The following is a 24,408-nucleotide window of genomic DNA, read 5'->3' on the forward strand; positions in this document are numbered from 1 at the left end:
TCCCTATTTTTTCACGGCTATTTTCGGAGGTGGAAGCCGAATATTTAAGCAAGGGATATGCCAACCGGCACGCCCGCGATGGTGGTCCGGACATGTCACCGTCCCGGTTTCCGACGACACCCTTCATCGCTTCTCGCCCGTGGCTCGCGTTTGTCGTACGACGACCGCCTGCGGCACGTCATATGCCTTGAACGACGCCCAGTGGCGTTCGATATCGGCGCGAAACAGGCCACGTGTCAGCCCGTGCACGAGCTTCGGCACCGCCGTAGTCATCGCATTGATCGACGAGCCCGAGGCGCCGAAGCTCATGGTCGATGCGATCGCAAACACATGCACGTCCGCGATCCACGGTGTTGCGCCAGTGACGCGCTCGGTCAACGCGTAGTCGTCGGCGAGATAGGGAAAGCGGCCGAGACGCGAATTGCGCTCGTCCGGTGGCGGCTGGTAGCGATCGGCCCAGGTCGCGATGTTGGCGGCACAGTTTCGCAACTCGGGCCGACCCGCAAAGTTCATGTCGATGCCGGTGCCGCAAATCACGAAGTCGGCCGAGAACGTTCCACTCGGCGTCTGCAGTTCGACGCCATGATCCCTCGCTCTGGCGGCCTCGATCGGTGCGCCCTCACGCAATCGAAAGTTGGCGTGACGCGCGCAACGATCATAGGTCGCCTGCGGAAAGCCTTCCCGCATCTCGAGGACGGCGCGCATGAAACGCCAGCGCCAGCCATCATCCAGATCGGAGAAATGCCGGAGGAAACCGCGGAAAGTGAGCCAACGGTAGGGCTGGATTACCTGGATCTCCGCCCGGCGACAAAACAGATCCACCTCCGCCGCTCCTGCCTCAAGCGTGGTTGCGGCATTGTCGAAGGCGGATGCGCCGGCGCCGATCACCGCAACGCGTTTGCCGCGCAGGGTCGTGAAGTCGATCGTATCAGCCGCGTGCGCGCACAGCGAAGACGATAGGCTGCGCAGCGGCTCCGGGATGGTCCAGTCGCCCATGCCCTCCTGTCCCGTCGCCAGCACAATCTTGCGCGCAAGGATGATGTCGATGCCGTCAGCGCTCTCAACCTTCGCCGCAAGCAATCCACCTGCGGCAGGTCCGATCTCGACGACCTCGCAGCCATTGCGCACGGGAATATCCACGATGCGTCTGAACCAGAGCAGGTATTCGGCCCAGAGATCGCGTGGAATGAGATCGAGCTCTTGCCACGCGTCCTCGCCGAACCGTGCTTCATGCCAGGACTGGTAGGTCAAGCTCGGAATATCGAGATCGGGGCCGGTGAAGTGCTTCGGACTGCGCAGCGTATGCATGCGGGCATAGGTGAGCCATGGCCCCTCTTGCCCCGCGGCGGATTTATCGAGGACGAGGATGTTGGTCACCTGCGATCGCATCAGCCCAAAGGCCGTGGCGAGGCCCGATTGGCCGGCGCCGATCACGAGCACGTCCAGTGCCGGCCTGCCGTCCGGCCCCGGTCTCGGCGCAAGCCATGCGGCATCCGGATGCGCGATCCTGGCAAGATCGGTGCGAACGCGGGCTTCGAGTGCAGCAAGGGCGCTGGTCATGCTGCGAGCCAACCGCCGTCCACCGCCATCACCGTGCCGGTCGTGAAGGAAGACGCATCGCTGGCGAGGTGGAGCGCGGCCTCGGCCACCTCCTCCGCTTTGCCGAAGCGTCGCATCGGATGGCGGTTGCGCGACGCTTCGCGCACCGGCTCGGGATCGGCATGACGGGCAAAACTTCGCCGCAGCATCGGCGTGTCGATGGCACCGGGCGCGATCGCATTGACGCGGATGCCGTCGGTTGCGAAGTCCAGCGCCATCGTCCGCGTCAGGCTGATGATCGCGCCCTTGGCGGCGATATAGGCGCTGTTGTTCCGGCCGCCTGCGATCGCAAGCTGCGAGGCGAGCGTGATGATCGAACCGCTGCCCTGGCGCTGCATCGCAGGCACCGCGGCGCGCGACCAAAGCCAAGTGCCGCCGACATTGGTGCGGAACACCGCGTCCCAATCGGCCGGATCGGTCGTCAGCACCGTCCCGCCGCAGGAAAATCCCGCAGCGGTCATCAGCACATCGAGCCGCTCACGTCGCGCCATGACATCGCCGACGACCGTTTGCGCGAAATCGGCCTCGCCGACGTCGCCGACATACGCTGATGTCTTGCTACCTGCGTCCTCGATCGCCTCCTGGGTCTCCTGCAGGCCGGCGCTGTCGCGATCGACCAGTCCGACAAACGCACCTTCTCTCGTGAACAGCACCGCGCTGGCCCGGCCGATTCCCGAGCCGGCTCCCGTTACGATCACCACTCGCCCTGCCACTCTCACGTCAGGCTCCCTCCTCGATGCTCAGTCCACCAACGGCTCAGATCGGCCGCAGACTCGGTGCATCCGAACCGTGCCCGCCAGCCGAACTCCTGCTCGATCCGCGCGACCGAAAGCGGCGCACGATCGGTTGGACTATGCAGGTCGACCGTCGGCACTTCAGCGGCATCGGCCAATCGGCAAATGAAGCCGGGATGCAACGCGGCCAGCGCCTGTCCCCACTTCAATGCCGCCCATTCCACGCCTGTCGAAATGTTGTAAAGCCGGTGCTTGGGCTTCGTCGCCTCGACCAGCACGGTTATGCCCTCAGCGACATCCAGTGCATAGATCCAGTCCCTGACGCCTGGACGCGGCAGAATGGCTTCGCGCTCCTGCTGCATCGCGGCCAGAATCTGCGCCTGCGGGCTCGGCGTGTCGCGCACGTCATTGATCCGCTCCCAGGGCCCGAACACCGCACTCAGCCGCACGCTGATGACCTCGCACTCCCAGAGCGCAGCCATCCGCGCTGCAATCTTCTCGGACGCGAACTTGGTGATGGCGTAGAGCGTGACAGGATCGCAGGCCGTCTCTTCATCGAGCCGCACATTGCGAAACGCACTCGTGCCATAGACCGCCGCGGATGAGAGGTTGATGATGCGTGCAACGCCGCCACGCCGCGCGGCGCTCAGGACCGGCACCTGAGCCAACAGGTTGACCCGCAGAATGGTCTCGGGGTCGGTCGCTTCACGCTCCGGGCCGGCGGTGATGGCGGCTCCCAGAATGATCGCATCGTGGCCTGTGGCGATCACCTGTTCGACGAGCTCGCGATCGGTGACGTCGCCACGAATGGTCGTCAGCCGGCCCGCATGGCGGGCAAAATCCTTCTCCGCGGCGACCGGCAAACCGGCGCGGTCAAATAGCGTCACCGTATGGCCGCGCGCCAGCAGTGCGGCGGCGATATTGAGCCCCACGAAGCCGGTGCCGCCGAACAGAAGAATTCTCATCACTCAATCCGGGCACATAGAAGAAGCCAGATCACAGCAATCTCGCACCGAAATTCTGCTCCGGATCCATGTCCGGCATCAGCCGCCCGGTCGGCTTCGCCGCCTCGCCTCCGCTGCGCGCAAGGAAGCGGCCAGAGCCGGCTTCGACCGAACGTTTGCCGTCGCTCACGATCACCCGCCCGCGCGAGAGCACGGTCACCGGCCAGCCACGCAGCTTGCGGCCGGCGAACGGCGTGTAGCCGGCAAGATCATGCATAATGGCGTCGCTCAGCGTGACCTCACGCTGCGGGTCCCAGATTCCGATGTCCGCGTCGGCGCCGATTGCAATCGAGCCCTTGCGCGGATACAGATTGTAGATCTTTGCCGGCGCAGTCGCCGTCAACTCGACGAATTTCTCAAGCCCGAGGCGCCCCTTGGAAACCATGGCGTCGAACAGCAAAGGCAGGCGCACCTCCAGTCCCGGCAGGCCGTTCGCCACCTGCTTGAAGTTAGGATTAGGCCCCGCCCGCAGCTTGCCGGTTTCGTCGAATCGATACGGCGCGTGATCGGACGAAACAGTCTGGAGATCGCCGAGCGCCAGCGCCTGCCACAGCGCTTCCTGATCGGCCGCGCGCCGCGGCGGCGGGCTGCACATCCACTTGGCCCCCTCCACGCCGGGCTTGTCGAGGTCGTCCGCGGTGAGGAAGAGATATTGCGGACAGGTTTCCGCGAACACCTTCAGTCCCTGCCCGCGCGCATCGCGGATCACCTTGGCGCCTTCCGCCGTCGAGACGTGAAAGATCATGATCGGCTGGTCGATCAGGGCGGCCATGCCGATCAGGCGATTGAACGCCTCGGCCTCCGAAAAGCGCGCATGGCTGATGGCGTGGTATTTCGGATCGGTGTAGCCGCGCGCCAGCAGGCGCTTCACCATCCAGGAGATGATCCCGTGGTTCTCGGCATGGGCGCACAGCATTGCGCCGCCGTCACGCGCCGCCAGCAGAATGTCCAGCAGCGGCTCATCATCAATCTTCAGGAGGTCATAGGTCATGAAGATCTTGATCGAACCATGCCCCTGCTTGATCAGGTGGGGCAGATCCGTTTCCAGCGTCTCCCGGGTCGGATCGGCGATGATCATGTGAAAGGCATAGTCGATGACAGCGCCCTTTCTGGCCAGCGCGTGATACTCCTCGAGCACCTGGGGCAGTTTCATGCCGACGTGCTGGGCCGCGAACGGGATCACGGTGGTGGTGCCACCGAACGCAGCCGAGACGGTCGCGCTCTCGAACGTGTCGGCATTGACGATACCTGCGGCCGAAAGCTGCTCGATGTGAGCGTGGCTGTCGACGCCTCCAGGCAGAACCAGCTTGCCGCATGCGTCGATCTCGCGTTGCCCGGCCGCCAACCCACGGCCGATCGCGGTGATCGTCTCCCCGGAAATGGCGACATCGGCCTCGAACACGTCACTCGCGGTCGCGACGCGTCCACCGCGAATGACGAGGTCATAAACGGGCTCGGTCATGGCAAACTCCTGAATTCTGGCTCATACATCTTGCAACCGATAGAGGCACAGATCGTGCCGTCATGCAGCCTCGCGCCGTCGCAGCAGCCAGCGGACTACGCATCACTGATGGCACATCGATTGCTTCAATCGTAACCACGTTATACCTTTGTCTCACGGCATCTCGCGAAATGTCATCCCGCAGGAAAACACGATGTCCCGGCCAAGTATTCTCGTCATCAATCCCAATTCCAACCAGCTCGTGACCCGGGGCCTGGAGGACGCCTTGAAGCCGCTTGGCTTCGAGGGCGGACCCGAGATCATCTGCAAGACGCTGGCCGAAGGCCCCTACGGGATCGAGAGTCAGGCCGATGCCGAAAGCGTCACGATGCCGCTGCGCCGAATGGTGGAGAGCGACAACAGCTCGGCGGCCTTCATCATTGCCTGCTACAGCGATCCTGGTCTGCATGTCTGCCGTGAGGCAACGGACCGGCCGGTGTTCGGTATCGCCGAGTGCGGCGTGCTGACGGCGCTTGCGCGCGCCGAGACGTTCGGCGTCATCGCGATCGCGCAGCGCTCGATCCGCCGTCATATGCGCTATCTCCGGCAGATGGGCCAGATGGATCGCCTGTCCGGGGAGCGGCCGCTCAACATGAGCGTGGCGGAGACGGCATCGGGCGAAGGGACGCTGGCGCGGATGATCGAGGTCGGGCGCACGCTCAAGGACGAGGACGGGGCCGGCGTCATCGTGATGGGCTGTGCCGGTATGGCGCGTCACCGCCGATCGCTGGAACAGGCGCTCGGGATTCCCGTGATCGATCCGACGCAGGCCGCCGTGACTATGGCGTTGGGCACGGTGCAGTTCGCCCATCACTGACCCCCATTCTCGACGCGTGCAAGCCACTGCGCATGGCTTTCGCGCGTTAGCGCGAATGTATCCCGCTGATTGGCGTAGAGATTGCCGAACAGGCGTCCGATCGGACGGTAGGCGTCGAAATCGACATGCATCCTGGCATGGTCGATCAGACCATCCCGCGCGTGCAGGCGCAGCACCTCGCCGACCAGCAGCTCGCGCCCCGGCCCGAACGCAAGCGCGACCTGTTGTCGGCACTCCAGTGCAAAGGGCGCCGCTGCCAGTCGAGGCACGGCAACGTCGATCGACGGCAGCGTGGCCAAGCCCGCTGCCTCCACTTCGCTGCTTCCGGCGGGAAAATCCACCGCGCATTCGTTCATGGCGGCCGCGAGTGCCTCATCCACCATATGCACGACGAATTGTCCGCTGCGATGGATGTTGCGCGTGGTGTCCTTGGGGCTGAGATCGGCCTTGTGCTGCAGGCCGAGCACCACGAGCGGGGGATCTTCCGAGAACACGTTGAAGAAGCTGAACGGCGCGGCATTGACCTTGCCGTTCTCATCGAGCGTCGTGACGAGCGCGATCGGCCGTGGCACGACGACCCCACACAACAGCTTGTATCGGGTGTGCGGATCGAGTTCGTTGAAGGCGATGCCGGACATTAGTTTTCCGGAGGCGGCTGCGCGCCGGTACGGCTGGTGATCAGGCCGTAATGCTCGATGCGGCGGTGCTGCGCGAAGTTGAAGATCGTGTCCTTGCCGAACGCGGTGGCGTCGAGATCGCAGGGATGAACCAGCAGCTCGTCCTCTTCGGTTTTGGCTTCGACCACGATCTCGCCGTCGGGATTGACGATCAGGGTGCCGCCGATCAAGGGGTGACCATCCTCGACGCCGGCCTTGGCCACGCACACGACCCATGTCGAGTTCTGGTAGGCACCAGCCTGCGCGGAGAGCCGGTTGTGGAACAACCGCTTCGCCGGTCCCTCCTCGCTCTTCTCGGCGTTCACCGACGGCGTGTTGTAGCCGATCATCACCATCTCGACGCCCTGTAGCCCCATCACACGGTAGGTCTCCGGCCAGCGCCGGTCGTTGCAGATCGCCATGCCGAGGATACCGCCAAGCGCGCGCCAGACGTTGAAGCCGAGATCGCCGGGTTCGAAGTAGCGCTTCTCCAGGTGCTGGAAGGCGCGTTCGGTATCAAACTCCGCATGACCGGGCAGATGAATCTTGCGGTACTTGCCGACGATCCGCCCGGATTTGTCGGTCAGGATGCTAGTATTGAAATGGTGTCCGTCCGGCGTCAGCTCGGCATAGCCGAAGTTCATCGCGATCTGGTGTTTGGCAGCGCGCTGGAACAGCGGCATCGTCGCCGCATTCGGCATCTCGCGTTCGAACCAGGCATCGACCTCGGATGGATCCGTCATGTACCAGCGCGGAAAGAACGTGGTGAGCGCCAGCTCCGGATAGACGATCAGATCGGCGCCGCGGGCCTTGGCTTGATCCATCAGCGCGATCATGCGCTTGACAACCGCGTCGCGGCTGTCGGCCTTCTGGATCGGGCCCATCTGGGCGGCGGCTACATTGACGATGCGCATGAGTGACTTCCTGATTGCGTTATTGGGTGTTGCGTTGGAGCATTGTCGAACCGTCAGCCATTGAAGGCCGACTGGGCTTCCGGCAGATCCCAGATCTTGCCGATCGCCGCCGTTCCCGCCGAAACGATCGCGGCCTCGTCGCCGTGGGCGTAGCGGCCGGCGTCGATCAGCAAGCGTCCATCGACGACGACCTGGTCGATATTGGCGCGGTTCGCGAGCGCTATCAGTCCGCGGCGCGGATCGAACAGCGGCTGCAGATGCGGATGCGTCAGGTCGACGACGGTGAGGTCGGCGGTCGCGCCTGGCGTGATCGTTCCGAGGTCCGGCCGCTTGATCAGCGCAGCGGCGGTTGCGGTCACCGCCTCGATCAGCTCGGGCGCGTTGGCTACGTCGGCACGACCGGATGCGATCTTCGAGATCATCGACGCAGCATTGAGTTCGCCGAGAAAGTCCATGTTGTAGCCATCGGTTCCGATCACCGTCCTGACGCCGTGCGCGGCAAAGCGGCTGAACGCCGCCGTAACGCCAGCGCGCGCGAACACCCGCGGGCAGTTCAGCACCGTGGCGCCGCGCGTCGCCATCAGCTTCAGATCGCTGTCGGTGCTGGCGATACAATGCGCGGCGAGCAGATCAGGCGCGAGCAAACCCAGCCAGTCGAGATATTCGGCGGGCGTGCGACCGCCATAGCGGGCGCCTATCGTGGCGACCTCGGCCTGGCTCTGCGCCAGATGGGTCGTGATCGGAACATCCAGTTCGCGGGCCCGCGCGGCGCATGCGCGCAGCAGATCCGGACCGCACGTGTCGGTCGCGTGCGGGCTCATCGCAAGGCCGATCCGGCCGTCGCCGCGTCCATTCCAGCGGTCATACAGCGCGTTCCAGGTATCCATATCGGCGTGGCCATCATCGCCGGCATAGCGCACGACGCCATCCGGACCGGCCTTGGCGTCCGAGGTCGAGAACAGATAGGGCGCGCCGTAGAAACGGATGCCCATCTCCTCGGCCGCATCGAACATCTCGGGGATCGTGTTGCGGAACGGCTCCATCACCGTGGTGGCACCGCCCTTCAGCAGTTGCAGGATGCCGAGCCGCGCGATCGCCAGCCGTTCGACTGGCGTCAGCATCTCGGCGCCGCGCTTGGTCAGCGGCAGCAGCACGGTGTAGACGATGCTCTGGTTGTTGCGGCGGCCATTGCCGTCCTCGGTATGGGTCCGGGCAACGGCTTCGCTGAAGCAGTGGTTGTGCAGGTTCATCAGGCCGGGCAACACAAAGCGGCCTGGCCGATCGAAGACCTCGGCGGCGGACGGCCGGTCGGGCGTGACGGCGGCGATCCGCTTACCCTCGAGCAGCACCCAATGATCGCGCAGCACGTGCTGCGCCCCATCCTTGCGGGACAAGACATAACTGCCAAAGATCGCGATCGTGCTCATGTCGGGCGCACATTCCAGAAGACGGCCGTGCCGTCGAGGATACCGGTAATGCTGGTGCGGTACGCGGTCGGCTGCTTGTATTGGCCGATCGGAAGATAGGGGATTTCCTCGAACGACAACGCCTGAATATCACGGCAGATGCGTTGTTGCTCGGCAAGATTGGGTGCGGCGAGCCACTGGCCGCGCAGCGCTCCCATCTTCTCGCTGCTGTACCAGCCGGCAGCCTTGCCATCGCCGCGCAGATTGGTGTTGCCGGCCGGATTGAGCCAGTCGATCCCTTGCCAATTGCCGACCCCGGCGCTCCATCCGCCCTGGGCGATCGGCTCCTTCTTCAACTGCCGCTGCAACACCGCGCCGAACTCCATTCCGGCATAGTCCACGTTGATGCCGCACTGCTGCAGCATGTCGGCGGCCACATCGCCAAGCGGCTTCTGCGCCTGCGAGTTGGTGGGAACCAGCAGCACCACCTTCTCGCCATTGTAACCCGCCGCCTTCAGATCGGCCTTGACCTTGGCCATGTCGCATGGCCCCCGGAACACATCGAGGCCGACATCGCTCGCCATCGGCGTATCAGGTGCAAAGAAGCCGATCGGCGAGGTCTGATAGGCAGGATCCTCGCCCGCCACCGCGGTCATGAAGGCGGACTGATCGATCGCACCCAGCAGCGCCCGGCGGATCGCCAGATTGTCGAACGGCGGCTGCAGATGATTGAGCCGCATCATGCAGGTGTAGCCCCGCGGATCGAGAATCCGGGTGGCAACCTTGCCAACTCGTTTCAAGACCGGCAACAGATCGTGGGGCGTCGTTTCCTGCCAATCCTGCTCGCCGGTCTGCAGCGCCGCGACGCCGGTCGCCGCATCTGGCATCGTGGTCCAGACCACGCGATCGTAATGGACGAGCTTCGGGCCGGCGGTCCAGTCCGGCTTGCCGTCCTCGCGAGGTCGGTAGCGGTCGAAGCGGGCATAGACGTTGCGCGCACCCTGCACGCGCTCGTCCGCGACGTAGCGGAACGGACCGCTGCCGACGGCTTCAGTGAGCGGCTTGAACGCATCCTGGCTCGCCAGCCGCTCGGGCATCATGAAGGCCGCCTGGACCGCGGACTTGCCGAGCGCCGCGGGCAACAACGGGAACGGCCGCTTCAAGCGAAAGCGGATGGTGCGATCGTCCGGCGCCGACAATTCGTCCGTGGCCGCCATCAGTTCGGCGCCAAACCCGTCGCGCGCCGCCCATCGGCGGATGCTCGCGACGCAATCGCGCGCCAGCACGCGCTCGCCGTCGTGCCACAGCAGGCCGTCGCGCAAGCTGAGGTCCCATTGCCGGCCGTCGTTGGAGACGACATGCCCGGAGACCATCTGCGGCGAAATCTCCAGGGCGGAGTTCATGCCGTAGAGCGTGTCGTAAACCATGAAGCCATGGTTTCGCGATACCTGCGCCGTGGAATAGATCGGATCGATGAAACTCAGATCGATCACCGGAATAAATCGAAGCGTTGTCTGCTGTTCGGCGCGCAGGACGCCTGGCAATGCAAGCGCCGGCGCGACGGCTGCGGCCCGCAACAGTGAACGACGGGAAACAAGCATCTTTGGCGGCATGTCGGAGCTGCTCATCGGGCCAAGCGATCGGCCCCGTTCTCGGAAACCGCGGCCTCGTGCTTGCGGAAATTCGCCGCGATCGCCTCGCCGGTCGTGATCCAGAGGTCGGAGCAGGATTTCGCGTAGGTGAGAAACTCCCGCAGCAGGCGAAGCCGCATCGGACGGCCACTGCATTGCGGATGCAGGACAGTGGTGACCAGCGCGCCCCAGTCCCTGGTCTCGTCGAGCTCATCCTTCCAGATCGAGAGCACATGCTCCTTGGGAAAGATCGGCCGCGGGCTGAATCGGGCTGACAGTCCGTGCATCCAGTCGTCGTAGCTTGCCGTCACCGGGAGTTCGATCGTGCCTGGCCGGCCGTCGGCGAGGCGATGGCGATAGGGCCGCACGTCGTCGCGAAACGACGAGGTATAGACGATGCCGTGACGTACCAACGAAACCCGCAACTGCTCGGTGAATTCGCCGTAAGGCGCGCGATAGCCGGTCGGCCTGACGCCGAGCCGACGCTTCAGCGCCTCGAAACCGCGCTCCAGCTCCTCCTCGATCCAGGGATCGCCCGGATCCGGCAGCAGATGGTGATAACCGTGATGGCCGATCTCGTGACCGGCCTTGAGGATGGACTCGGCCATCGCCGGATGCGCATCGACCGACCAGCCGGTGACGAAGAACGTCGCCTTGAGATCAAGCTGATCGAGCAGCTCCAGAAGCTTTGGCGTACCGACGCGCGCTTCAAAGCCGCCGTAACTCATGGTGATCAGCCGCTGCGCATGCAGCGCATCCTTGCTGGTCCAGGCACTCTCCGCGTCCACGTCAAAGGACAGGAACATCGCGGACGTATAGAGCTCCGGCCAGGGATAATGCGGGGCCGGCGGCGCTGTGTTCGCCGGAACCAGGGGAATGCTCGCAAGCGCCTTACTGTCCAGCATTGATGGTCGCCTTCTCTATTCCGTTGTCGTTCAATTTCCACTTGGAAAGCAGGATGCGATAGGTGCCGTCCGCGATCAACGCATCCACCGCTTCCACCATCGCCTGCTGAAGCGCCATTTCCTTGACCGGCAGCGCAATCCCCGTAAACCCGGGCGTGAAGGTCTCGCCGACCGCCGTGTAGGCGCCAGGCTCGAGATCCATGATGTAGGGCAGCGTCTCACTGCCCTGAACGGCGGCGTCGATGCGCCCCTGCTTGAGCTGGGTGCGGGCATCGGCCGAACCGTCGGTGCCGACGAACTGGATCGGACTGCTGCCGCAATGCGCTTCGCTCCAGGCGGCGACCTGCGCGGGGAACGCGGTGCGGCGGCTGGCCCCGACCTTCTTGCCGCAGAGCGCGGCCGCGCCCTTGAACTCCGCCGCCCGCGATTGCTGCACGAAGAAATGAGGCCCGCTGCGCAAATAGTCGACGAAGGTCGCGGCCTCGTGCCGGCTCGCATAGTCGGTCATGCCGGACAGAATGGCGTCCACACGGCCCGTCGCGATCGACGGCATGAACTGGTCGAAGCTCGTTTCCTGCCAGACGATCTTGATGCCGAGCTTGCGGCCGAGCGCCTCGCCAAGCTCGACGTCGAACCCCGTCAACGCGCTGGTGGCCGGATCGCGGAACTCCATCGGCGGATAATTCGGCACGATGGCCACCTTGATGCTGCCCTGCTTGGCGATGTCGGGCGGCAGTTCAACCGCTCCGACCGTAACAGTCGCAGCACCGATCAGCGCTGCCGCGAGAAGGAGCTTCATCATGAAGGTCGCCTCATCAAATCACCGCCGAGAGAAAGGATTGGGTGCGCACTTCACGCGGTCTGCCGAGCACCTCCGCCGCAGGTCCAGATTCCACGATGGCCCCCTGGTCCATATAGACGACCGTATCCGCGACCTCGCGTGCGAAGCCGAGCTCGTGGGTCACCACCATCATGGTCATGCCGCTGCGGGCAAGTTCCTTCATCACCGCGAGCACCTCCCCGACCAGTTCAGGATCGAGTGCGCTGGTCGGTTCATCGAACAGCATCAGCATCGGCTTCATCGCCAGCGCGCGGGCGATCGCCACCCGCTGCTGTTGTCCACCCGAGAGCTGCGACGGGTAGGCATCGGCTTTTGCCGCGAGTCCGACGCGCCGGAGCAGCTCGATGGCCTCCGCCCGCGCGTTGTCCCGCTTGCGGCCCTGGACCTGCACCGGACCTTCGGTGATATTCTCCAGCGCCGTCTTGTGCGGGAACAGGTTGAAGCGCTGGAATACCATCCCGGTCTTCAGGCGCTGCTGCGCGATCTGCCCGGCGGTGAGGCGGTGCAATCGTCCGCCCTGCTCGCGTAAGCCAAGCAGCTCGCCATTCAGCCAGATGCCGCCGCTGTCGACGGAAGTCAGCTGATTGATACAGCGCAGCAACGTCGTCTTGCCCGATCCCGACGCCCCGATCAGGCAAAGCACCTCGCCCGCCCTGACGTCCAGCGAGACACCGTTGAGAGCCTGAAACTCCCCGAAGGTCTTGCTGACCGAACGGATCGCGACGAGGGGATGGGTCATCGGGCCATCTGCGATGAGCCGCGGGCAAAGCGTCGCTCCAGCAGCATCTGCAACGGCGTCAAGACCGAGACGACGAGCAGGTACCAGAAGCCGGCGACGATCAGAAGTTCGATCACGCGCGAGTTCGCGTAATAGATGTTCTCGGCGTTGTGCAGCACCTCCGGATACTGGATGACGCTAGCAAGCGAGGTCGCCTTGACCATGCCGATGAATTCATTGCCGAGCGGCGGGATCACCACCCGCATCGCCTGAGGCAGGATGATCCGGCGCAGCGCGCGTAGCCGTCCCATGCCGATCGCCTGCGCGGCCTCATATTGCCCGACATCGACCGACAGCATGCCCGCCCGCATCACTTCGGACGTGTAGGCGCCCTGGTTGATCCCGAGGCCGAGCAGCGCGGACAGAAACGGCGTCATGACGTCAACGGCGCGCGCCGACCACAGGCCGGGAATGCCGATCGTCGGAAACACCAGCGCGAGGTTGAACCACAACAGCAGTTGCAAAATTAATGGAGTGCCTCGGAACAGCCACGTATAGCCGGCCGCCACAGACCTGAGCACCGGGTTCGGCGAGAGCCTCATGATGGCGGCGATGACGCCCAAACCGATGCCGAGCGCCATCGCCAGCACCGCCATCACCATGGTGTTGACGATGCCCTCGAGGATCACCTTCGCGGTCAGGAAGCGGCTGACATAACTCCATTCGATCTGGCCGTTGGCGAAAGCACGCCCAATTGCCGCCAGAGGGACGACAATCGCGGCCGCCGCAAGCCATCGCCCCCAATGAACCCGCCGCGCGACCGACATCCCTGAAATATCGGGAAAGCCTTCGGCGAGAACAGGTGCCACCCTCATTGCGTGGCCGCGTTCAACATGGGCTGCGGCACCGCGTTCGCACCCAATCCGTATTTGACGAGAATGGCCTTGTAGGAACCGTCGGCTATCATTGCCGCAAGGTGTTGCGTCACGACCTCGCGGAGGGCAGCGTCGTCCTTCCGGAACATGATGCCCTGGTAACCCGTGGAGAACGGCTCGCCGACCACGCGGTATTTCCCGACCTCCTGCTGCTGGGCGTAGGGCAACGTCTCGCTGCCCTGCACGGCCGCATCGATGCGGCTCTGCTTGAGCTGGTTGCGGACGTCGATGCTGTTCTCGCCCGGAACAAATTGAATGGCCGGCTTGCCGCCGGCCTCGCAGTTCTGCTTGCTCCATTTCTCGATCTCGGCCGGGAAGCTGGTGCTGCGCGTTGTTCCGACCTTCTTGCCGCAGAGATCGACGGCCGACGTGGCCGCACTCTCCGCCAGAACAAAAAACTGCGGACCCGTGGTCAGGTAGTCGATGAAGTCAGCTGTTTCGCGCCGCGAGCTGCGGTCCGAAATGCCGCTGATGACGAAATCGGCGCGCTTGGTCTGCAGCGAGGGAATCAGTTCGGCGAACGGCGTTTCGCTCCACACGATCTTGGTACCCAGCCGCTTCGCAAGTTCGTCGGCGAGATCGATGTCGAGTCCGACGAGCTGGTTCGTCGTCGGATCGCGATACTCCATCGGAGCGTAGGTCGAATTGACCGTCAGCCGCAATTCACCCGCTTTCACGATCGCCTCAGGCAATTCACCGGCCTGAGCCGCCGCGACGGTGACAAGGGCAGCGAAACCAACGGAGAACGAAAGGCGCATCATCTCTCCTTCTTCCAGAACGCCGCGATCGGCTTGGTCACGTCAAACAGCATCGAGCGCAGCCGGTTCGACAACACCTGCGCGCTCAGTGATGACGGCGTACTGCGCGGGCCGCCGATGAGCGCCAAAATTGAACATCTTGTCCTTGCCCTGGCGGCAGAGGTCGAGATCGAGGTCGGCGACGACGACCTCATCCCCCAGCGTCTCGGCCTCGGCGACGATGCGGCCATTGGGATCGACGATGCAGGAGCCGCCGATCAGTCCGGAACCGTCCTCGTCGCCCGCCTTGGCGACCGCAATCGCCCAGGTCGCGTTCATATAGGCATTGGCCTGCGTCACCAGCGTCGAATGGAAGGTCCGCAGCGCGGCGTCTTCCGTGGCGCCGCCGTTGGGGTCGTAGGCGGCCGAATTGTAGCCCACGCAGACCAGTTCGACACCCTGCAGGCCCAGAACGCGCCAGGACTCGGGCCAGCGGCGGTCGTTGCAGATCATCATGCCCATGATCGCGTGACCCCAATCGGGTCCGGCGCGAAACGCCGGAAATCCGAGATCGCCATAGCCGAAATAGCGCTTTTCAAGCTGCTGGTAGCGCGCGCCGGCGCGCGGTTCGACCGAACCCGGCAGATGCACCTTGCGATAGCGCCCAAGGATCTCGCCGTCACGGTCGACCAGGATCGAGCAGTTGTAGCGTCGGCCGTCCGGGGTCTGTTCGGCGTAACCGACATAAAATCCGACGCGAAGCGCGCGTGCGCGATCGAACAGGCACTGCACGGCCGGATTGGGCATGCCGCGCTCGAAATATTGATCGAGCGCATCGCCTTCGAGGTACCATCGCGGGAAAAAGGTCGTGAATGCGAGTTCGGGAAACACGACCAGGCTCGCGCCGCGCGCGGCAGCCGTTTCCAGAAGCTCGAGCATCCGGCCAAGCGTATGCTCTCGCGAATCCGCTTTCTGCGTCGGGCCCATCTGGGCGACAGCGGCGCGGAGTATGCGTACCAAGTTTGCCTCCAACCTGTGCGGATTGCCTAGGCAAGAGGCGGATGTCCCCGCTCCGTCAGCGCTCCGGTGCGCCGCCCATTACGCGAAAACGGCCCGCTAATTGCAATCACCCGTGCTATGATATTTCGGGCGAGACAATAACCGGCAGTGATATGAACCTTCGCCAGTTGGAGATTTTGCGTGCCGTCATCCGCCACCGCACCACGGTCGCGGCCGCGGACGAACTGGCCCTGTCGCAGCCCGCGATCAGCAATGCGCTCAAGGCAATGGAAGCGCAGGCCGGCTTTGCGTTGTTCGAACGTGTCAACAACCGGCTGTTCCCGACATCGGAGGCGATGGCGCTTTACAAGGAAAGCGAGGCGATCTTTGCGCTTCACGCCAAGCTCGAAAACCGCGTGCGCGATTTGCGGGAGTGTCGTTCGGGACTGTTGTCGATCGTGGCAACGCCACCGCTGGCCTACAGCATCATTCCGCCCGCGCTGTCGGACTTCCTGCGCCACCGGCAGCAGACCCGGGTCTTCTTCGACGTCCGCCGCTATGAAGGAATCATCGAAGGGGTGACGAGCCGGGTCGCCGAACTGGGCTTCGTGCTCGGCCTGTCGCATCATCCGGGCATCGCGCATGAGGTGGTCCACACCGGCGAAATGGTCTGTGTCCTGCCGCCGAAGCATCCGCTGGCCGAACGCCCCGTCATTTCCGCCTCCGACCTTGTCGGCTTGCCCTTCATCGGGCTCGAGCGCGGAACGCGCTTGGGCGAAGCCGTCCGCGAGAGTTTTGCCCAGGCCGGCGCGCCGTTCCAGCCGACCGTGGAGGTGCGATACTGCAATACGGCCTGTGTGCTCGCAGCCGCCGGCGTCGGCGCCGCGGTCGTCGATCCGTTCTCGCCGCGCCAGGGCGGCAACCACGACCTCGTTATCCGGCCGTTCACGCCCAGAACACCGGCTGTCGCCCACATGCTCTGGTCGGAGGCAGAACCTCTGTCGCGCCTGGCCAAGGCGTTCCTGGACGAAGTCCGGCAGGCAAGCCGCGCTCTGGGCCCGGCCGGCGCGGAGCGTCCGCAGATCACTTGACCTGCGACTGCGTTTGATGCGCCTCGCTAGCGGCGCAGTTTGTATCCCGCGGCATCGCGATCCCAGATGTCGGGTGTCATGCCGGCTTCGCGCAGCGCGACCTTTCGAATCTTGCCGTTCTCGGTGAGCGGCATTGCGGTGACAATCCGGACGAAGCGGGGAACGGCGAAGTAAGCCATTCGTCCCTCGCAGTGCCTGACCACGTCGACGGCATCGAGCGCTTGGCCGCCTTCGAGCTGAATGGCGGCGGCAACTTCGTCCTCGCCGAGTTCGGACGGTAGCGGATAGACGGCACATGCGGCGATCGCCGGATGCTTCAGCAGGACCTGCTCCACTTCCCAGGACGAAACGTTCTCGCCGCGCCGGCGGATCGAATCCTTCATTCGATCGACGAAACGGTAGTGGCCGTCCGCGTCGCGCACGACCCGGTCGCCAGTGTGAAACCAGAGGTTCCGCCAGGCCTCGACTGTCTTGTCGGGCATCCCGAAATAGCCCGTCGCAAACGCGAATGGCTCGCGCGCGCGAAGCAGCAATTCGCCGGCCACACCGTCAGGCAAAGCCGCATCGTCGGGATCGGCGATACATGCGTCCACGCTGTCGGCGAGATAGCCCATGGTGCCCGGGCGGTTTGACGGAATCGAGCTTGCGAATACGAAATTCGTCTCGGTCGAACCGTAGCCGTCGAGCAGCGGCACGCCGAAACGTGCGAGAAACGGTGCGTGAAACTGGCCGGGGACGCCGCCACCGAGGGCGACCCGAAGGCTGTGCGCGGCGTCATCGGCGGACGGCGGCTGCGCGAGCAGCATGACGGCCATCGCACCCAGGAGATAGCCCACTGTCGCCCGGTGCCGTCGGGCCGCGGCCCAGAAACCGGACGCGGAGAATTTCGGCTCGAGCACGTAAGTGCAGCCGTTCAGCAGCGCCTGATAGAATGCGTTTAGCGCATTGGTGTGGAACAGCGGCAGCGTCGTGAACAGGATATCGCCCTCGACGATGCCGAGCGCGCGCGCCGAATAGACGCCCCACCAGAACAGTTGCGCTTGCGGGCAGCAAACACCCTTGGAAGGACCTGTCGTGCCCGAGGTATAGAGGATTGCGACCGTGTCGCCGGGCCTCACTGGCGTGGACGGCACTGCCTCGCCGAGCGCAGGCAGAGGCGGGATCGATCCCGGCACGACCAGACGCTCGTCGCCCTCCCCGATCGTCCAGACAAGATCCGGCGGCGCGACATCGCTCTCCAGCGTTTCGATCGCCGGCACAAAGAGCGCCTCGATCACCAGCAGTTTCGGGGTGGAGTTGCGCAGGATGTGGCTCAACTGAATGCCGCGCAACGCCGTGTTGATCGGCACGCTGACGGCCCCTATCCAGGCGCAGCCGAGATAGATCTCGAGGAATTCGGGCCGGTTCGAGCACATCAGCGCGACACGATCGCCGGCGCGAATTCCGGCCCGCATCAGCCGCGCGGCCGACGCGGCGGCAATCTCGGCCGTCTCGGCATAGCTCCATCTGACTTCGCCGAAGACGAGAAGCGTGCGGTCGCCATATTGCGCGGCCTGCCGCGTCAGAATGGTCGAGAGGATTCGGTCCGCCGGCGGAAAGCGTTCCACGGCCTGCGGCCAGATCGGTCGGCCCGGCCGTTGCCCAGCCGCGCTGCTGTCACCTGCCTGCACATACGCCTCCACCGATTTGCTGCGCCGATCCGCTGAGATCACTACTGGTCAGCGAGATAGTTTAGGCTTAAAGTATTCACCAAAGCTGCCGCCACAGCAAGCGCTGCGTGCGGGTTCCGGCCGCCGTCCGGCGCGGCGGGCTGGAGGCATCAACAGGAGCTATGCCCGCAATGAGTCGCGACATTCTCGATAGCTTGCCCTATCGATCGCCATCCGACGCCTTCGCGGCCAGCGCCGCCAAACGGCCGGACGCGCCGTTCCTGCTGGCACCTGCAAGCGCAGGACTGCCTTACGCGCCGGACGGGTTCACGATTGCATACGGACCGTTCAAGACGGAGGTCGAGAGGCTGCGCACGGAATACGCCGCCGCCGGATATGGACGCGGTGCGCGGGTCGCCCTGTTGCTCGAAAATCGGCCGGTCTTTTTCCAGCATTGGCTCGCGCTCAATGCGCTCGGGGTTTCGATCGTTCCGATCAACCCCGACGTCCGCCCCGAAGAGCTGTTGTTCCAGCTCGAACTGTCGGGGGCTGACCTGCTGGTGGCGACGACCGATCGCATGCAGGTGACCAAGGGTGCCGCACTCGGGCGCGCCCGCCTGATCGACACCGACAGCCGCATCCCGTCATGCCAGTCGGAAATCGCCGCCCAGGATCCCGACTTCAACGGCGAATGCGCCTTGTTGTTCACGTCAGGCAGCACCGGCAAGCCGAAGGGGTGCATGCTCTCGAACCGCTATTTTCTAGGGGTTGCCGACTGGTATCTCGCGCAGGGCGGTGTGGCCGATTTGCAGCCGGGCCGCGTTATCAACCTGACGCCATTGCCGATGTTCCACATGAACGCACTCGGTTGCAGCGCCGTCGGGATGATGGTGCTCGGTGGCGCGGTGGTGCCGCTCGACCGCTTTCACGCCAACCGCTGGTGGCAGTGCGTCGCCGACAGCGGTGCGACTGTCGTGCATTGTCTCGGCGTGATCCCGGCCATCCTGCTGCAACTGCCGGTGACCGAGGTTGAAAGGCAGCATCGCGTGCGTTTCGCCTTTGCGCCGGGGGTTGATGTCCGTCACCGTGCCACCTTCGAAGAGCGTTATCGCATTCCGATCGTCGAAGCCTGGGCGATGACCGAGACCGGGGGCGCTGCAGCCACGACCACGGCGCGCGAGCCGGCCGGGTTTGGCGCGCGCTGCGTCGGCCGGCCATCCGCAGGCATGGACTATCGTCTCGTTGACGATCAGGGCGCCGATGTCGCGGTTGGAAAACCCGGCGAATTGCTGGTCCGCGCGAAGGGCGACGACGCGAGGGCAGGCTTCTTCAGGGGCTACCTGAAGGACGAGGAAGCGACCGAAACAGCCTGGGAAGGTGGCTGGTTTCACACCGGCGACCTGGTCTTCGCCGACGAAGACGGACTGATGTATTTCTTCGATCGCAAGAAGACCATCGTGCGGCGCAGCGGCGAGAATATCGGCGTGCTCGAGGTCGAAAGCGCGCTTTACATGGACACCCGCATCGGCGGCTGCGCGGTGACACCCGTCCCCGACGAGATCCGCGGCGAAGAGGTTTTCGCCTTCATCGTACCGAACGCGGAGGTCGACGACACGGCCGCGCTCGCCACCTCGATCGTCAAGACCTGCGCCGAGCGCCTCGCCTATCACAAGGTGCCCGGCTATGTCGCAATCGTCGACGAGTTGCCGCTGTCGTCGACGCGCAAACTCGCCCGGGGCGAGATCAAGACGCTCGCGGCCGCGGCCGTTAGCGCCAACCGCGCGATCGATCTGCGCGCGCTCAAGGCGAAGCTTCGGCACATCTGAGCACGGGGACTACTGCCCTTACGGCAGCAGTCTGTACTTTCCGTTTTCGATCTGGACCAGGATTCGTGCACGCTCGTCGACCCCGTAGCGGTCGGCCGGCGTGTAGGTGTAGATGCCGTGCGTGCCGACCACATCCTTGGTCGTGAACAGCGCCTCGCGGAGCGCGTTGCGAAATGCCGGCGTGCCCGGCATCGCACCTGTGGCCTTTGCGCGTTTGGCCGCATCCATAAACACCAGCCAGCCATCAAAAGCATAGGGCGAAAACGCGTCGGCCGGCGGTTCGCCGTTGGCCTTCTCATAGGCCGCGCGGAACGCAAGCGCGACCTTGCGAATCGGATTGCTCTCGGGAAGCTGCTCGGCTGCGGTCACCGGTCCGGTTGGGCAGATGATGCCTTCTGCCGACTTGCCGGCAAGCCGCAGGAAGTCGGCGCTGATCATGCCATGATTGCCGTAGAGCGGTCCTTTATAGCCACGCTCGGACAGCGCAATCACGGGCAGCGCACCAGGCGTCCCGGTACCACCCAACATGACCGCGTCGGGGCGTGCGGACAGCGCGCGCAGCACCTGCGCGGTGACGGAATTGTCGGAACGCGCATAGCGTTCGTTCGCGATCACCTTGATCCCGGCCTTCTCGGCGCTTTGCAGCAGCGAATTGTACAAGAGGTCGCCGAACGCGTCGGAGAAGCCGATGAACGCGACGGTCTTCACGCCGCGGCTCGTCATGTGATCGACGATGCCCTGGACGAGAAGCGATGTCGGCTGCGGCGTTTGCACCACCCATGGCCCGCCCTCCCCGGCCGGCACCGGCGCGATCGGCGAGATCGCCACCATCGGCACCTTCATCTCGATCGCCGCGGTAGCCATCGCCAGCGTCTGCGGTGCGCCTGACGTCCCGATCAGGAAGTCGACCTTTTCCTGTTCGACCAGCTTGCGCGCGTTGCGCGTCGACGCCGCCGGATCCGAGCCGTCGTCGAGCTGGATGACGCGAACCTTCTCGCCGTCGACCTCGCCGATATACGCCTGACCTGCCGCCAGCCCCTTGGCGTTCGGCACGCCGATCGACGACACCGGTCCGCTCAGGCCGGTGACGAAACCGACCAGGATTTCAGCGCGGGCCGGCGCCATAACACCGAGTAGGAGCGCGGCGCCAATCAACAAAGTCTTCTTGTTCATCATATCACTCAAAGTGGACGGAAAGGCTCAACCCTGCCCAGCAGGGAGCAGTGCAAGGACGCGCAACGGACTACCCGACCCGTTCTGGATCTTCAGCGGCGCGGCAACGATCACCGCGCCGCTCGGAGGAAGCTGATCGAGATTGCACAGGCATTGCAAACCGTAACGCCCGCCGCCGTGCAGGAAATGGTGCGCCGGATACGGCGGATCGAGATGCCCGGCCTGGCCGGCATCGGTTCCGATCGTCTCGGTGCCGAGGCCGATGATGCCGCGCTCCTCGACCAGCCAGCGCATCACAGCTGGCCCCGGCCCCGGCGTATGCGCACCGTCGTCCTTCAGGTTGGCGTAGTCGCGCCAGCCCTTCTTCGACCAGTCGGTGCGCAGCAGCACCCAGTGGCGCGGCGGAATCCGACCGTGGCTCTTCTCCCAGGCTTCGACGACGGGAATCGTCAGCAGGAAATCTGGATCTTGCGCGGCCTCGGCCGAACAATCGATCACGCAGGCCGGCGCGATCATGTCGCGGACCGGCAGCGTGTCGACCGAATTGTTCGGCAGGTCCTTGCCGGTGAACCAGTGGATCGGCGCATCGAAATGCGTGCCGGTATGCTCGCCGAAGGTCAGGTTATTCCAGTACCAGGCAGGACCAGCCGCATCGTATTGCGAGATCCGCTGGATGCGCACCGGCGCGGCCTGGCCGAACTCCGGCGGCAGCACGATCACCGGAAAATCCGGACTGAGAGTGAAGGTCAGATCGACGACGCGCACCGCACCCGATGCAACGGCATCGGCAAACTGCATGAGATTGTTGCTGTCCATAGCGCTTCTCCCGTTTTCGACAATTCCGTCTATGACCCGAGCTCGCGCTCGAGGGCCTTGGGGTTGGCCGCAAGGCGCTGGCGAATATCCTCGGCGACATCGCCCACGAACACATCCTCCAGTCCGCGCTTGAGCGCCGACACAATCGAGCTCGCGACCATTCGGGGCGCGACCTTCGGCGGCGGCACCGTCTGGAACCACTCGGTATCGAGCGGGCCTGTAAACAAATTCACCACCTTGACGCCGCCAGGCCGCAGCTCCGCGCGCAGGCAGTGCGACAGCGAGAGTGAGGCCGCCTGCGACGCCGAATACGCGCCGAACACCGGCCAGTTCGCCAGCGCATAGACCGAGAGGATATTGACCCACGCGGCGGCACTGTTGACTCCGTCGGAGCCCCGCATCCGCATCGCCGGCCCGAACGCCTGCGCCAGATGCACAAAGCCGAGATAGGTCTGGTCGATCTCGTCACGCACGGTGCTGGTGCCCTGGCGATCGAGCAACCCGCCGGAGCGCACATGCTCCGTGGTGTTGACGAGGATATCAACCTTGCCGCCGATGTCGGCCGCCAGATCGGCAACCGACTTCTCGTCGCCGATGTCGAGCGGTACGATCTGGACGCCTTCGAGCGCGCGCAATGCGTCCTCGCCGCGGAACGGCTTCCACGGTTCGGCGACACCGACGAACACGATCGACGCTCCGGCCACCTTCAGCGCGGCCACCACCTCCTGACCGACGATGCTCCGCCCGTTGGTGACCAGAACGCGCCGGAATTTCGGATCGGCGGTCATCTCCCGCCACTGCCTGTCATCAGTCATGTTTGATGTCTCTCGTTCGGGGTTCGCGAAGGCCACGGCCTGCCCGCTTTTGTCCAATTGAAACGACATCGTGACCGGCCGATCCTCTTGGCAATCGGCGTGCAGATGCGCGACCAGCTTCGGCCCGCAGTCCATCGCGACCAAGCCGACGCGCCATGGCGCGCGTTCGCGGAAATGCACGTCGGCAGGGACATGCAAGGTGGTTTCGCTCAACAACATGCCGCGCCGCGGTGCATCGATAAAGACGAGATCGGCGGACAGGCACGCGGGACACGCATCGCGCGCCGGATAACAAAAGGTGCTGCAGGCATCGCAGCGTTGCAGCATGAAGCGGCCCTCGGCGGCAGCGCGCGTGAAGCCGTGCGACGCACGGCTGCGGGCGCGCGGTGGCGACGTCGGCAACCGCGTCCGCGAGAGCGGGTTCTTCCGGCGCGGTTTTGCGATCGGTTCGATCATGTACCCGGTCCTGCGAGGATCGCTGCGCCCGAGGCGAGACCGCGATCATAGTTGATCATTCCGAAGCCCGACGCCAACCCGATCCGCGCATCCTTGACCTGCGTCGGACCGGCGGACCCAAGCACCTGGCGCATCGCCTCAACCACCCCGAGATAGGCACCGCCGGCACCGGCCTGTCCGACCGACAACTGACCGCCGGAGGTGTTGTGCGGGAACGTGCCGTCGATCGTCAGGTCATGCTGCCGCACGAAATCCGGCCCTTCCCCCTTGCGGCAGAAGCCGAGGTCCTCGAACTGCATCATCGAGATCACAGGGTAATCATCATAGGTCTCGACGAAATCCAGGTCGTCCGGCTTGACGCCAGCCATCGCGTAGAGTTCGTCGACATCCATCGCCCAACCGCCCCGCACCTGAACAGGGTCATCGCCGAACGCATTGTGGTGCTCGATGGTGGCGAGAATCCTGACCGCAGGCAAATTCAGCGACGCCGCGACATCTTCGCTCATCACCAGGAATGCCTCGGCGCCGGCACACGGCATCACGCAGTCGAACAGATGGATCGGGTCGGCAATCGGCCGCGCCGCCATGTATTGCTCGATGGTCAGCGGCGTTTTCATCAGGGCGTGCGGATTGCGAAGCGCGTTTGCGCGCTGGGCGACGGCGATCTTGCCGAAATCCTCGCGCTGCGCGCCGAATTTGCGCATGTAGTTGCGCGCGATCAGCGCGAAGCTGGCATTGGCTCCGCCGGCGCCGTAGGGATAGACCGCGTCCTGGTTGAAGCGCGAGAAGTTCTCCAGCGTGACGCGGAACGAATCGACGTGGTTGGTGTCACCGGCCACGCAGGCCACGATGCGTGCATCGCCAGCCTGCACGGCCCGCGCGGCACGCCGCAGAGCGGCAATCGCACTGGCGCCGCCGAGCGGAATGGTGTCGATCCATCGCACGCACAGGCCGAAATGCTGGGTCAGGCTGATCCCGCTATCGAGCCCTGCCGTAAAGCTCGACACACAGAACCCGTCGATGTCGCGCGGCGTAATCCCGGCACCATCGACCAGCGATTTCAGGGCCCGGCCGATCCACCATTGCGCGCTCTCGATCGAGTAACGCACGTAAGGGATCGTCACCGGAACCGCCATCACGACCCGGTCGTAAGGTGTGCGGATCGAATTCTGCATCGGACTGCCG

Annotated in this window: 22 protein-coding genes; 3 read left to right on the forward strand and 19 right to left on the reverse strand. The window is 64.5% G+C overall.

All coding sequences use genetic code 11. From position 1 onward, the window contains the following. Window positions 1–123 precede the first annotated feature (123 nt). The 4 genes from UP10_RS37870 to hydA are packed head-to-tail and all read right to left on the reverse strand — an operon-like array spanning window position 124 to window position 4,799. On the reverse strand, window positions 124–1,560 hold the full coding sequence (locus UP10_RS37870; protein WP_044592199.1) for an NAD(P)-binding domain-containing protein: 1,437 nt from the start codon (window positions 1,558–1,560) through the stop codon (window positions 124–126). Then, window positions 1,557–2,318, reverse strand: a complete 762-nt coding sequence (locus UP10_RS37875) for an SDR family oxidoreductase (protein ID WP_044592200.1) — start codon at window positions 2,316–2,318, stop codon at window positions 1,557–1,559. The genes UP10_RS37870 and UP10_RS37875 overlap by 4 nt, the downstream gene beginning before the upstream one ends. Beyond that, complete coding sequence (locus UP10_RS37880; RefSeq protein ID WP_044592201.1) at window positions 2,315–3,298, reverse strand: NAD-dependent epimerase/dehydratase family protein; 984 nt, start codon at window positions 3,296–3,298, stop codon at window positions 2,315–2,317. The genes UP10_RS37875 and UP10_RS37880 overlap by 4 nt, the downstream gene beginning before the upstream one ends. 31 nt (window positions 3,299–3,329) lie before the next feature. Next, entirely contained in the window at window positions 3,330–4,799 is a 1,470-nt protein-coding gene (gene hydA, locus UP10_RS37885) for a dihydropyrimidinase (RefSeq protein ID WP_044592202.1), read from the reverse strand. 193 nt (window positions 4,800–4,992) lie between these two features. Between hydA and UP10_RS37890 the strand changes: the two genes are divergently transcribed. Beyond that, window positions 4,993–5,655, forward strand: coding sequence for an aspartate/glutamate racemase family protein (locus tag UP10_RS37890; protein WP_044592310.1), 663 nt, complete (start codon window positions 4,993–4,995; stop codon window positions 5,653–5,655). Here UP10_RS37890 and UP10_RS37895 read toward each other — a convergent pair. The 10 genes from UP10_RS37895 to UP10_RS37940 are packed head-to-tail and all read right to left on the reverse strand — an operon-like array spanning window position 5,649 to window position 15,418. Further along, window positions 5,649–6,293, reverse strand: a complete 645-nt coding sequence (locus UP10_RS37895; protein WP_044592203.1) for a flavin reductase family protein — start codon at window positions 6,291–6,293, stop codon at window positions 5,649–5,651. The two genes, UP10_RS37890 and UP10_RS37895, sit on opposite strands and share 7 nt — an antisense overlap. Next, window positions 6,293–7,225, reverse strand: coding sequence for an N-carbamoyl-D-amino-acid hydrolase (locus UP10_RS37900; RefSeq protein WP_044592204.1), 933 nt, complete (start codon window positions 7,223–7,225; stop codon window positions 6,293–6,295). The genes UP10_RS37895 and UP10_RS37900 overlap by 1 nt, the downstream gene beginning before the upstream one ends. Before the next feature lie 53 nt (window positions 7,226–7,278). Then, window positions 7,279–8,652, reverse strand: a complete 1,374-nt coding sequence (locus UP10_RS37905) for an amidohydrolase family protein (protein WP_044592205.1) — start codon at window positions 8,650–8,652, stop codon at window positions 7,279–7,281. Then, a complete protein-coding gene (locus UP10_RS37910) occupies window positions 8,649–10,232 on the reverse strand; it encodes an ABC transporter substrate-binding protein (protein ID WP_044592311.1) in 1,584 nt (527 codons plus the stop codon). Before UP10_RS37910 ends, UP10_RS37905 begins: the two co-directional genes overlap by 4 nt. Before the next feature lie 23 nt (window positions 10,233–10,255). Continuing rightward, window positions 10,256–11,167, reverse strand: coding sequence for a polysaccharide deacetylase family protein (locus UP10_RS37915; RefSeq protein ID WP_044592206.1), 912 nt, complete (start codon window positions 11,165–11,167; stop codon window positions 10,256–10,258). Beyond that, on the reverse strand, window positions 11,154–11,969 hold the full coding sequence (locus UP10_RS37920; RefSeq protein WP_044592207.1) for an ABC transporter substrate-binding protein: 816 nt from the start codon (window positions 11,967–11,969) through the stop codon (window positions 11,154–11,156). The genes UP10_RS37915 and UP10_RS37920 overlap by 14 nt, the downstream gene beginning before the upstream one ends. Before the next feature lie 13 nt (window positions 11,970–11,982). Continuing rightward, window positions 11,983–12,747, reverse strand: coding sequence for an amino acid ABC transporter ATP-binding protein (locus UP10_RS37925; RefSeq protein ID WP_044592208.1), 765 nt, complete (start codon window positions 12,745–12,747; stop codon window positions 11,983–11,985). Beyond that, complete coding sequence (locus tag UP10_RS37930) at window positions 12,744–13,601, reverse strand: amino acid ABC transporter permease (RefSeq protein ID WP_044592209.1); 858 nt, start codon at window positions 13,599–13,601, stop codon at window positions 12,744–12,746. The genes UP10_RS37925 and UP10_RS37930 overlap by 4 nt, the downstream gene beginning before the upstream one ends. After that, window positions 13,598–14,422: an ABC transporter substrate-binding protein gene (locus UP10_RS37935; RefSeq protein ID WP_044592210.1), complete on the reverse strand. Its 825-nt coding sequence runs from the start codon at window positions 14,420–14,422 to the stop codon at window positions 13,598–13,600. The genes UP10_RS37930 and UP10_RS37935 overlap by 4 nt, the downstream gene beginning before the upstream one ends. 39 nt (window positions 14,423–14,461) lie before the next feature. After that, the gene (locus tag UP10_RS37940; RefSeq protein ID WP_082077504.1) at window positions 14,462–15,418 is read right to left on the reverse strand and encodes an N-carbamoyl-D-amino-acid hydrolase; all 957 of its coding nucleotides are present in this window, start codon (window positions 15,416–15,418) and stop codon (window positions 14,462–14,464) included. A 152-nt stretch (window positions 15,419–15,570) separates the two neighbouring features. Here UP10_RS37940 and UP10_RS37945 point away from each other — a divergent pair, with 152 nt between their 5' ends. Further along, on the forward strand, window positions 15,571–16,488 hold the full coding sequence (locus tag UP10_RS37945; protein ID WP_044592212.1) for a LysR family transcriptional regulator: 918 nt from the start codon (window positions 15,571–15,573) through the stop codon (window positions 16,486–16,488). Window positions 16,489–16,514: 26 nt separating this feature from the next. Here UP10_RS37945 and UP10_RS37950 read toward each other — a convergent pair whose 3' ends face one another. After that, window positions 16,515–18,158, reverse strand: a complete 1,644-nt coding sequence (locus tag UP10_RS37950; RefSeq protein ID WP_050044025.1) for an ATP-dependent acyl-CoA ligase — start codon at window positions 18,156–18,158, stop codon at window positions 16,515–16,517. A 170-nt stretch (window positions 18,159–18,328) separates the two neighbouring features. Here UP10_RS37950 and UP10_RS37955 point away from each other — a divergent pair, with 170 nt between their 5' ends. Further along, the gene (locus UP10_RS37955) at window positions 18,329–19,963 is read left to right on the forward strand and encodes an AMP-binding protein (RefSeq protein WP_044592213.1); all 1,635 of its coding nucleotides are present in this window, start codon (window positions 18,329–18,331) and stop codon (window positions 19,961–19,963) included. Window positions 19,964–19,981: 18 nt separating this feature from the next. On the opposite strand, the gene UP10_RS37960 is transcribed toward UP10_RS37955, so the two are convergent. The 4 genes from UP10_RS37960 to UP10_RS37975 are packed head-to-tail and all read right to left on the reverse strand — an operon-like array spanning window position 19,982 to window position 24,398. Beyond that, window positions 19,982–21,136 (reverse strand): ABC transporter substrate-binding protein, encoded by a 1,155-nt coding sequence (locus tag UP10_RS37960; protein ID WP_044592313.1) that lies wholly within the window; start codon window positions 21,134–21,136, stop codon window positions 19,982–19,984. Between the two features lie 27 nt (window positions 21,137–21,163). Continuing rightward, window positions 21,164–21,952: a cyclase family protein gene (locus UP10_RS37965; RefSeq protein ID WP_044592214.1), complete on the reverse strand. Its 789-nt coding sequence runs from the start codon at window positions 21,950–21,952 to the stop codon at window positions 21,164–21,166. Window positions 21,953–21,981: 29 nt separating this feature from the next. Next, the gene (locus UP10_RS37970; protein WP_044592215.1) at window positions 21,982–23,223 is read right to left on the reverse strand and encodes an SDR family NAD(P)-dependent oxidoreductase; all 1,242 of its coding nucleotides are present in this window, start codon (window positions 23,221–23,223) and stop codon (window positions 21,982–21,984) included. Continuing rightward, a complete protein-coding gene (locus UP10_RS37975) occupies window positions 23,220–24,398 on the reverse strand; it encodes a thiolase family protein (protein WP_044592216.1) in 1,179 nt (392 codons plus the stop codon). The genes UP10_RS37970 and UP10_RS37975 overlap by 4 nt, the downstream gene beginning before the upstream one ends. Window positions 24,399–24,408 lie beyond the last annotated feature (10 nt).

It is taken from the genome of Bradyrhizobium sp. LTSPM299, from assembly GCF_000938235.1.
In the GTDB taxonomy this organism is placed as follows: Bacteria; Pseudomonadota; Alphaproteobacteria; order Rhizobiales; family Xanthobacteraceae; genus Bradyrhizobium.

Bases quoted from the DNA above. Each gene is read 5' to 3' on its own strand.
- hydA (WP_044592202.1), bottom strand. From the start codon at position 4,799: ATGACCGAGCCCGTTTATGACCTCGTCATTCGCGGTGGACGCGTCGCG.
- UP10_RS37895 (WP_044592203.1), bottom strand. From the start codon at position 6,293: ATGTCCGGCATCGCCTTCAACGAACTCGATCCGCACACCCGATACAAG.
- UP10_RS37960 (WP_044592313.1), bottom strand. From the start codon at position 21,136: ATGAACAAGAAGACTTTGTTGATTGGCGCCGCGCTCCTACTCGGTGTT.
- UP10_RS37925 (WP_044592208.1), bottom strand. From the start codon at position 12,747: ATGACCCATCCCCTCGTCGCGATCCGTTCGGTCAGCAAGACCTTCGGG.
- UP10_RS37870 (WP_044592199.1), bottom strand. From the start codon at position 1,560: ATGACCAGCGCCCTTGCTGCACTCGAAGCCCGCGTTCGCACCGATCTT.
- UP10_RS37930 (WP_044592209.1), bottom strand. From the start codon at position 13,601: ATGAGGGTGGCACCTGTTCTCGCCGAAGGCTTTCCCGATATTTCAGGG.
- UP10_RS37910 (WP_044592311.1), bottom strand. From the start codon at position 10,232: ATGCTTGTTTCCCGTCGTTCACTGTTGCGGGCCGCAGCCGTCGCGCCG.
- UP10_RS37915 (WP_044592206.1), bottom strand. From the start codon at position 11,167: ATGCTGGACAGTAAGGCGCTTGCGAGCATTCCCCTGGTTCCGGCGAAC.
- UP10_RS37955 (WP_044592213.1), top strand. From the start codon at position 18,329: ATGAGTCGCGACATTCTCGATAGCTTGCCCTATCGATCGCCATCCGAC.
- UP10_RS37905 (WP_044592205.1), bottom strand. From the start codon at position 8,652: ATGAGCACGATCGCGATCTTTGGCAGTTATGTCTTGTCCCGCAAGGAT.
- UP10_RS37965 (WP_044592214.1), bottom strand. From the start codon at position 21,952: ATGGACAGCAACAATCTCATGCAGTTTGCCGATGCCGTTGCATCGGGT.
- UP10_RS37945 (WP_044592212.1), top strand. From the start codon at position 15,571: ATGAACCTTCGCCAGTTGGAGATTTTGCGTGCCGTCATCCGCCACCGC.
- UP10_RS37890 (WP_044592310.1), top strand. From the start codon at position 4,993: ATGTCCCGGCCAAGTATTCTCGTCATCAATCCCAATTCCAACCAGCTC.
- UP10_RS37935 (WP_044592210.1), bottom strand. From the start codon at position 14,422: ATGATGCGCCTTTCGTTCTCCGTTGGTTTCGCTGCCCTTGTCACCGTC.
- UP10_RS37880 (WP_044592201.1), bottom strand. From the start codon at position 3,298: ATGAGAATTCTTCTGTTCGGCGGCACCGGCTTCGTGGGGCTCAATATC.
- UP10_RS37970 (WP_044592215.1), bottom strand. From the start codon at position 23,223: ATGATCGAACCGATCGCAAAACCGCGCCGGAAGAACCCGCTCTCGCGG.
- UP10_RS37900 (WP_044592204.1), bottom strand. From the start codon at position 7,225: ATGCGCATCGTCAATGTAGCCGCCGCCCAGATGGGCCCGATCCAGAAG.
- UP10_RS37920 (WP_044592207.1), bottom strand. From the start codon at position 11,969: ATGATGAAGCTCCTTCTCGCGGCAGCGCTGATCGGTGCTGCGACTGTT.
- UP10_RS37975 (WP_044592216.1), bottom strand. From the start codon at position 24,398: ATGCAGAATTCGATCCGCACACCTTACGACCGGGTCGTGATGGCGGTT.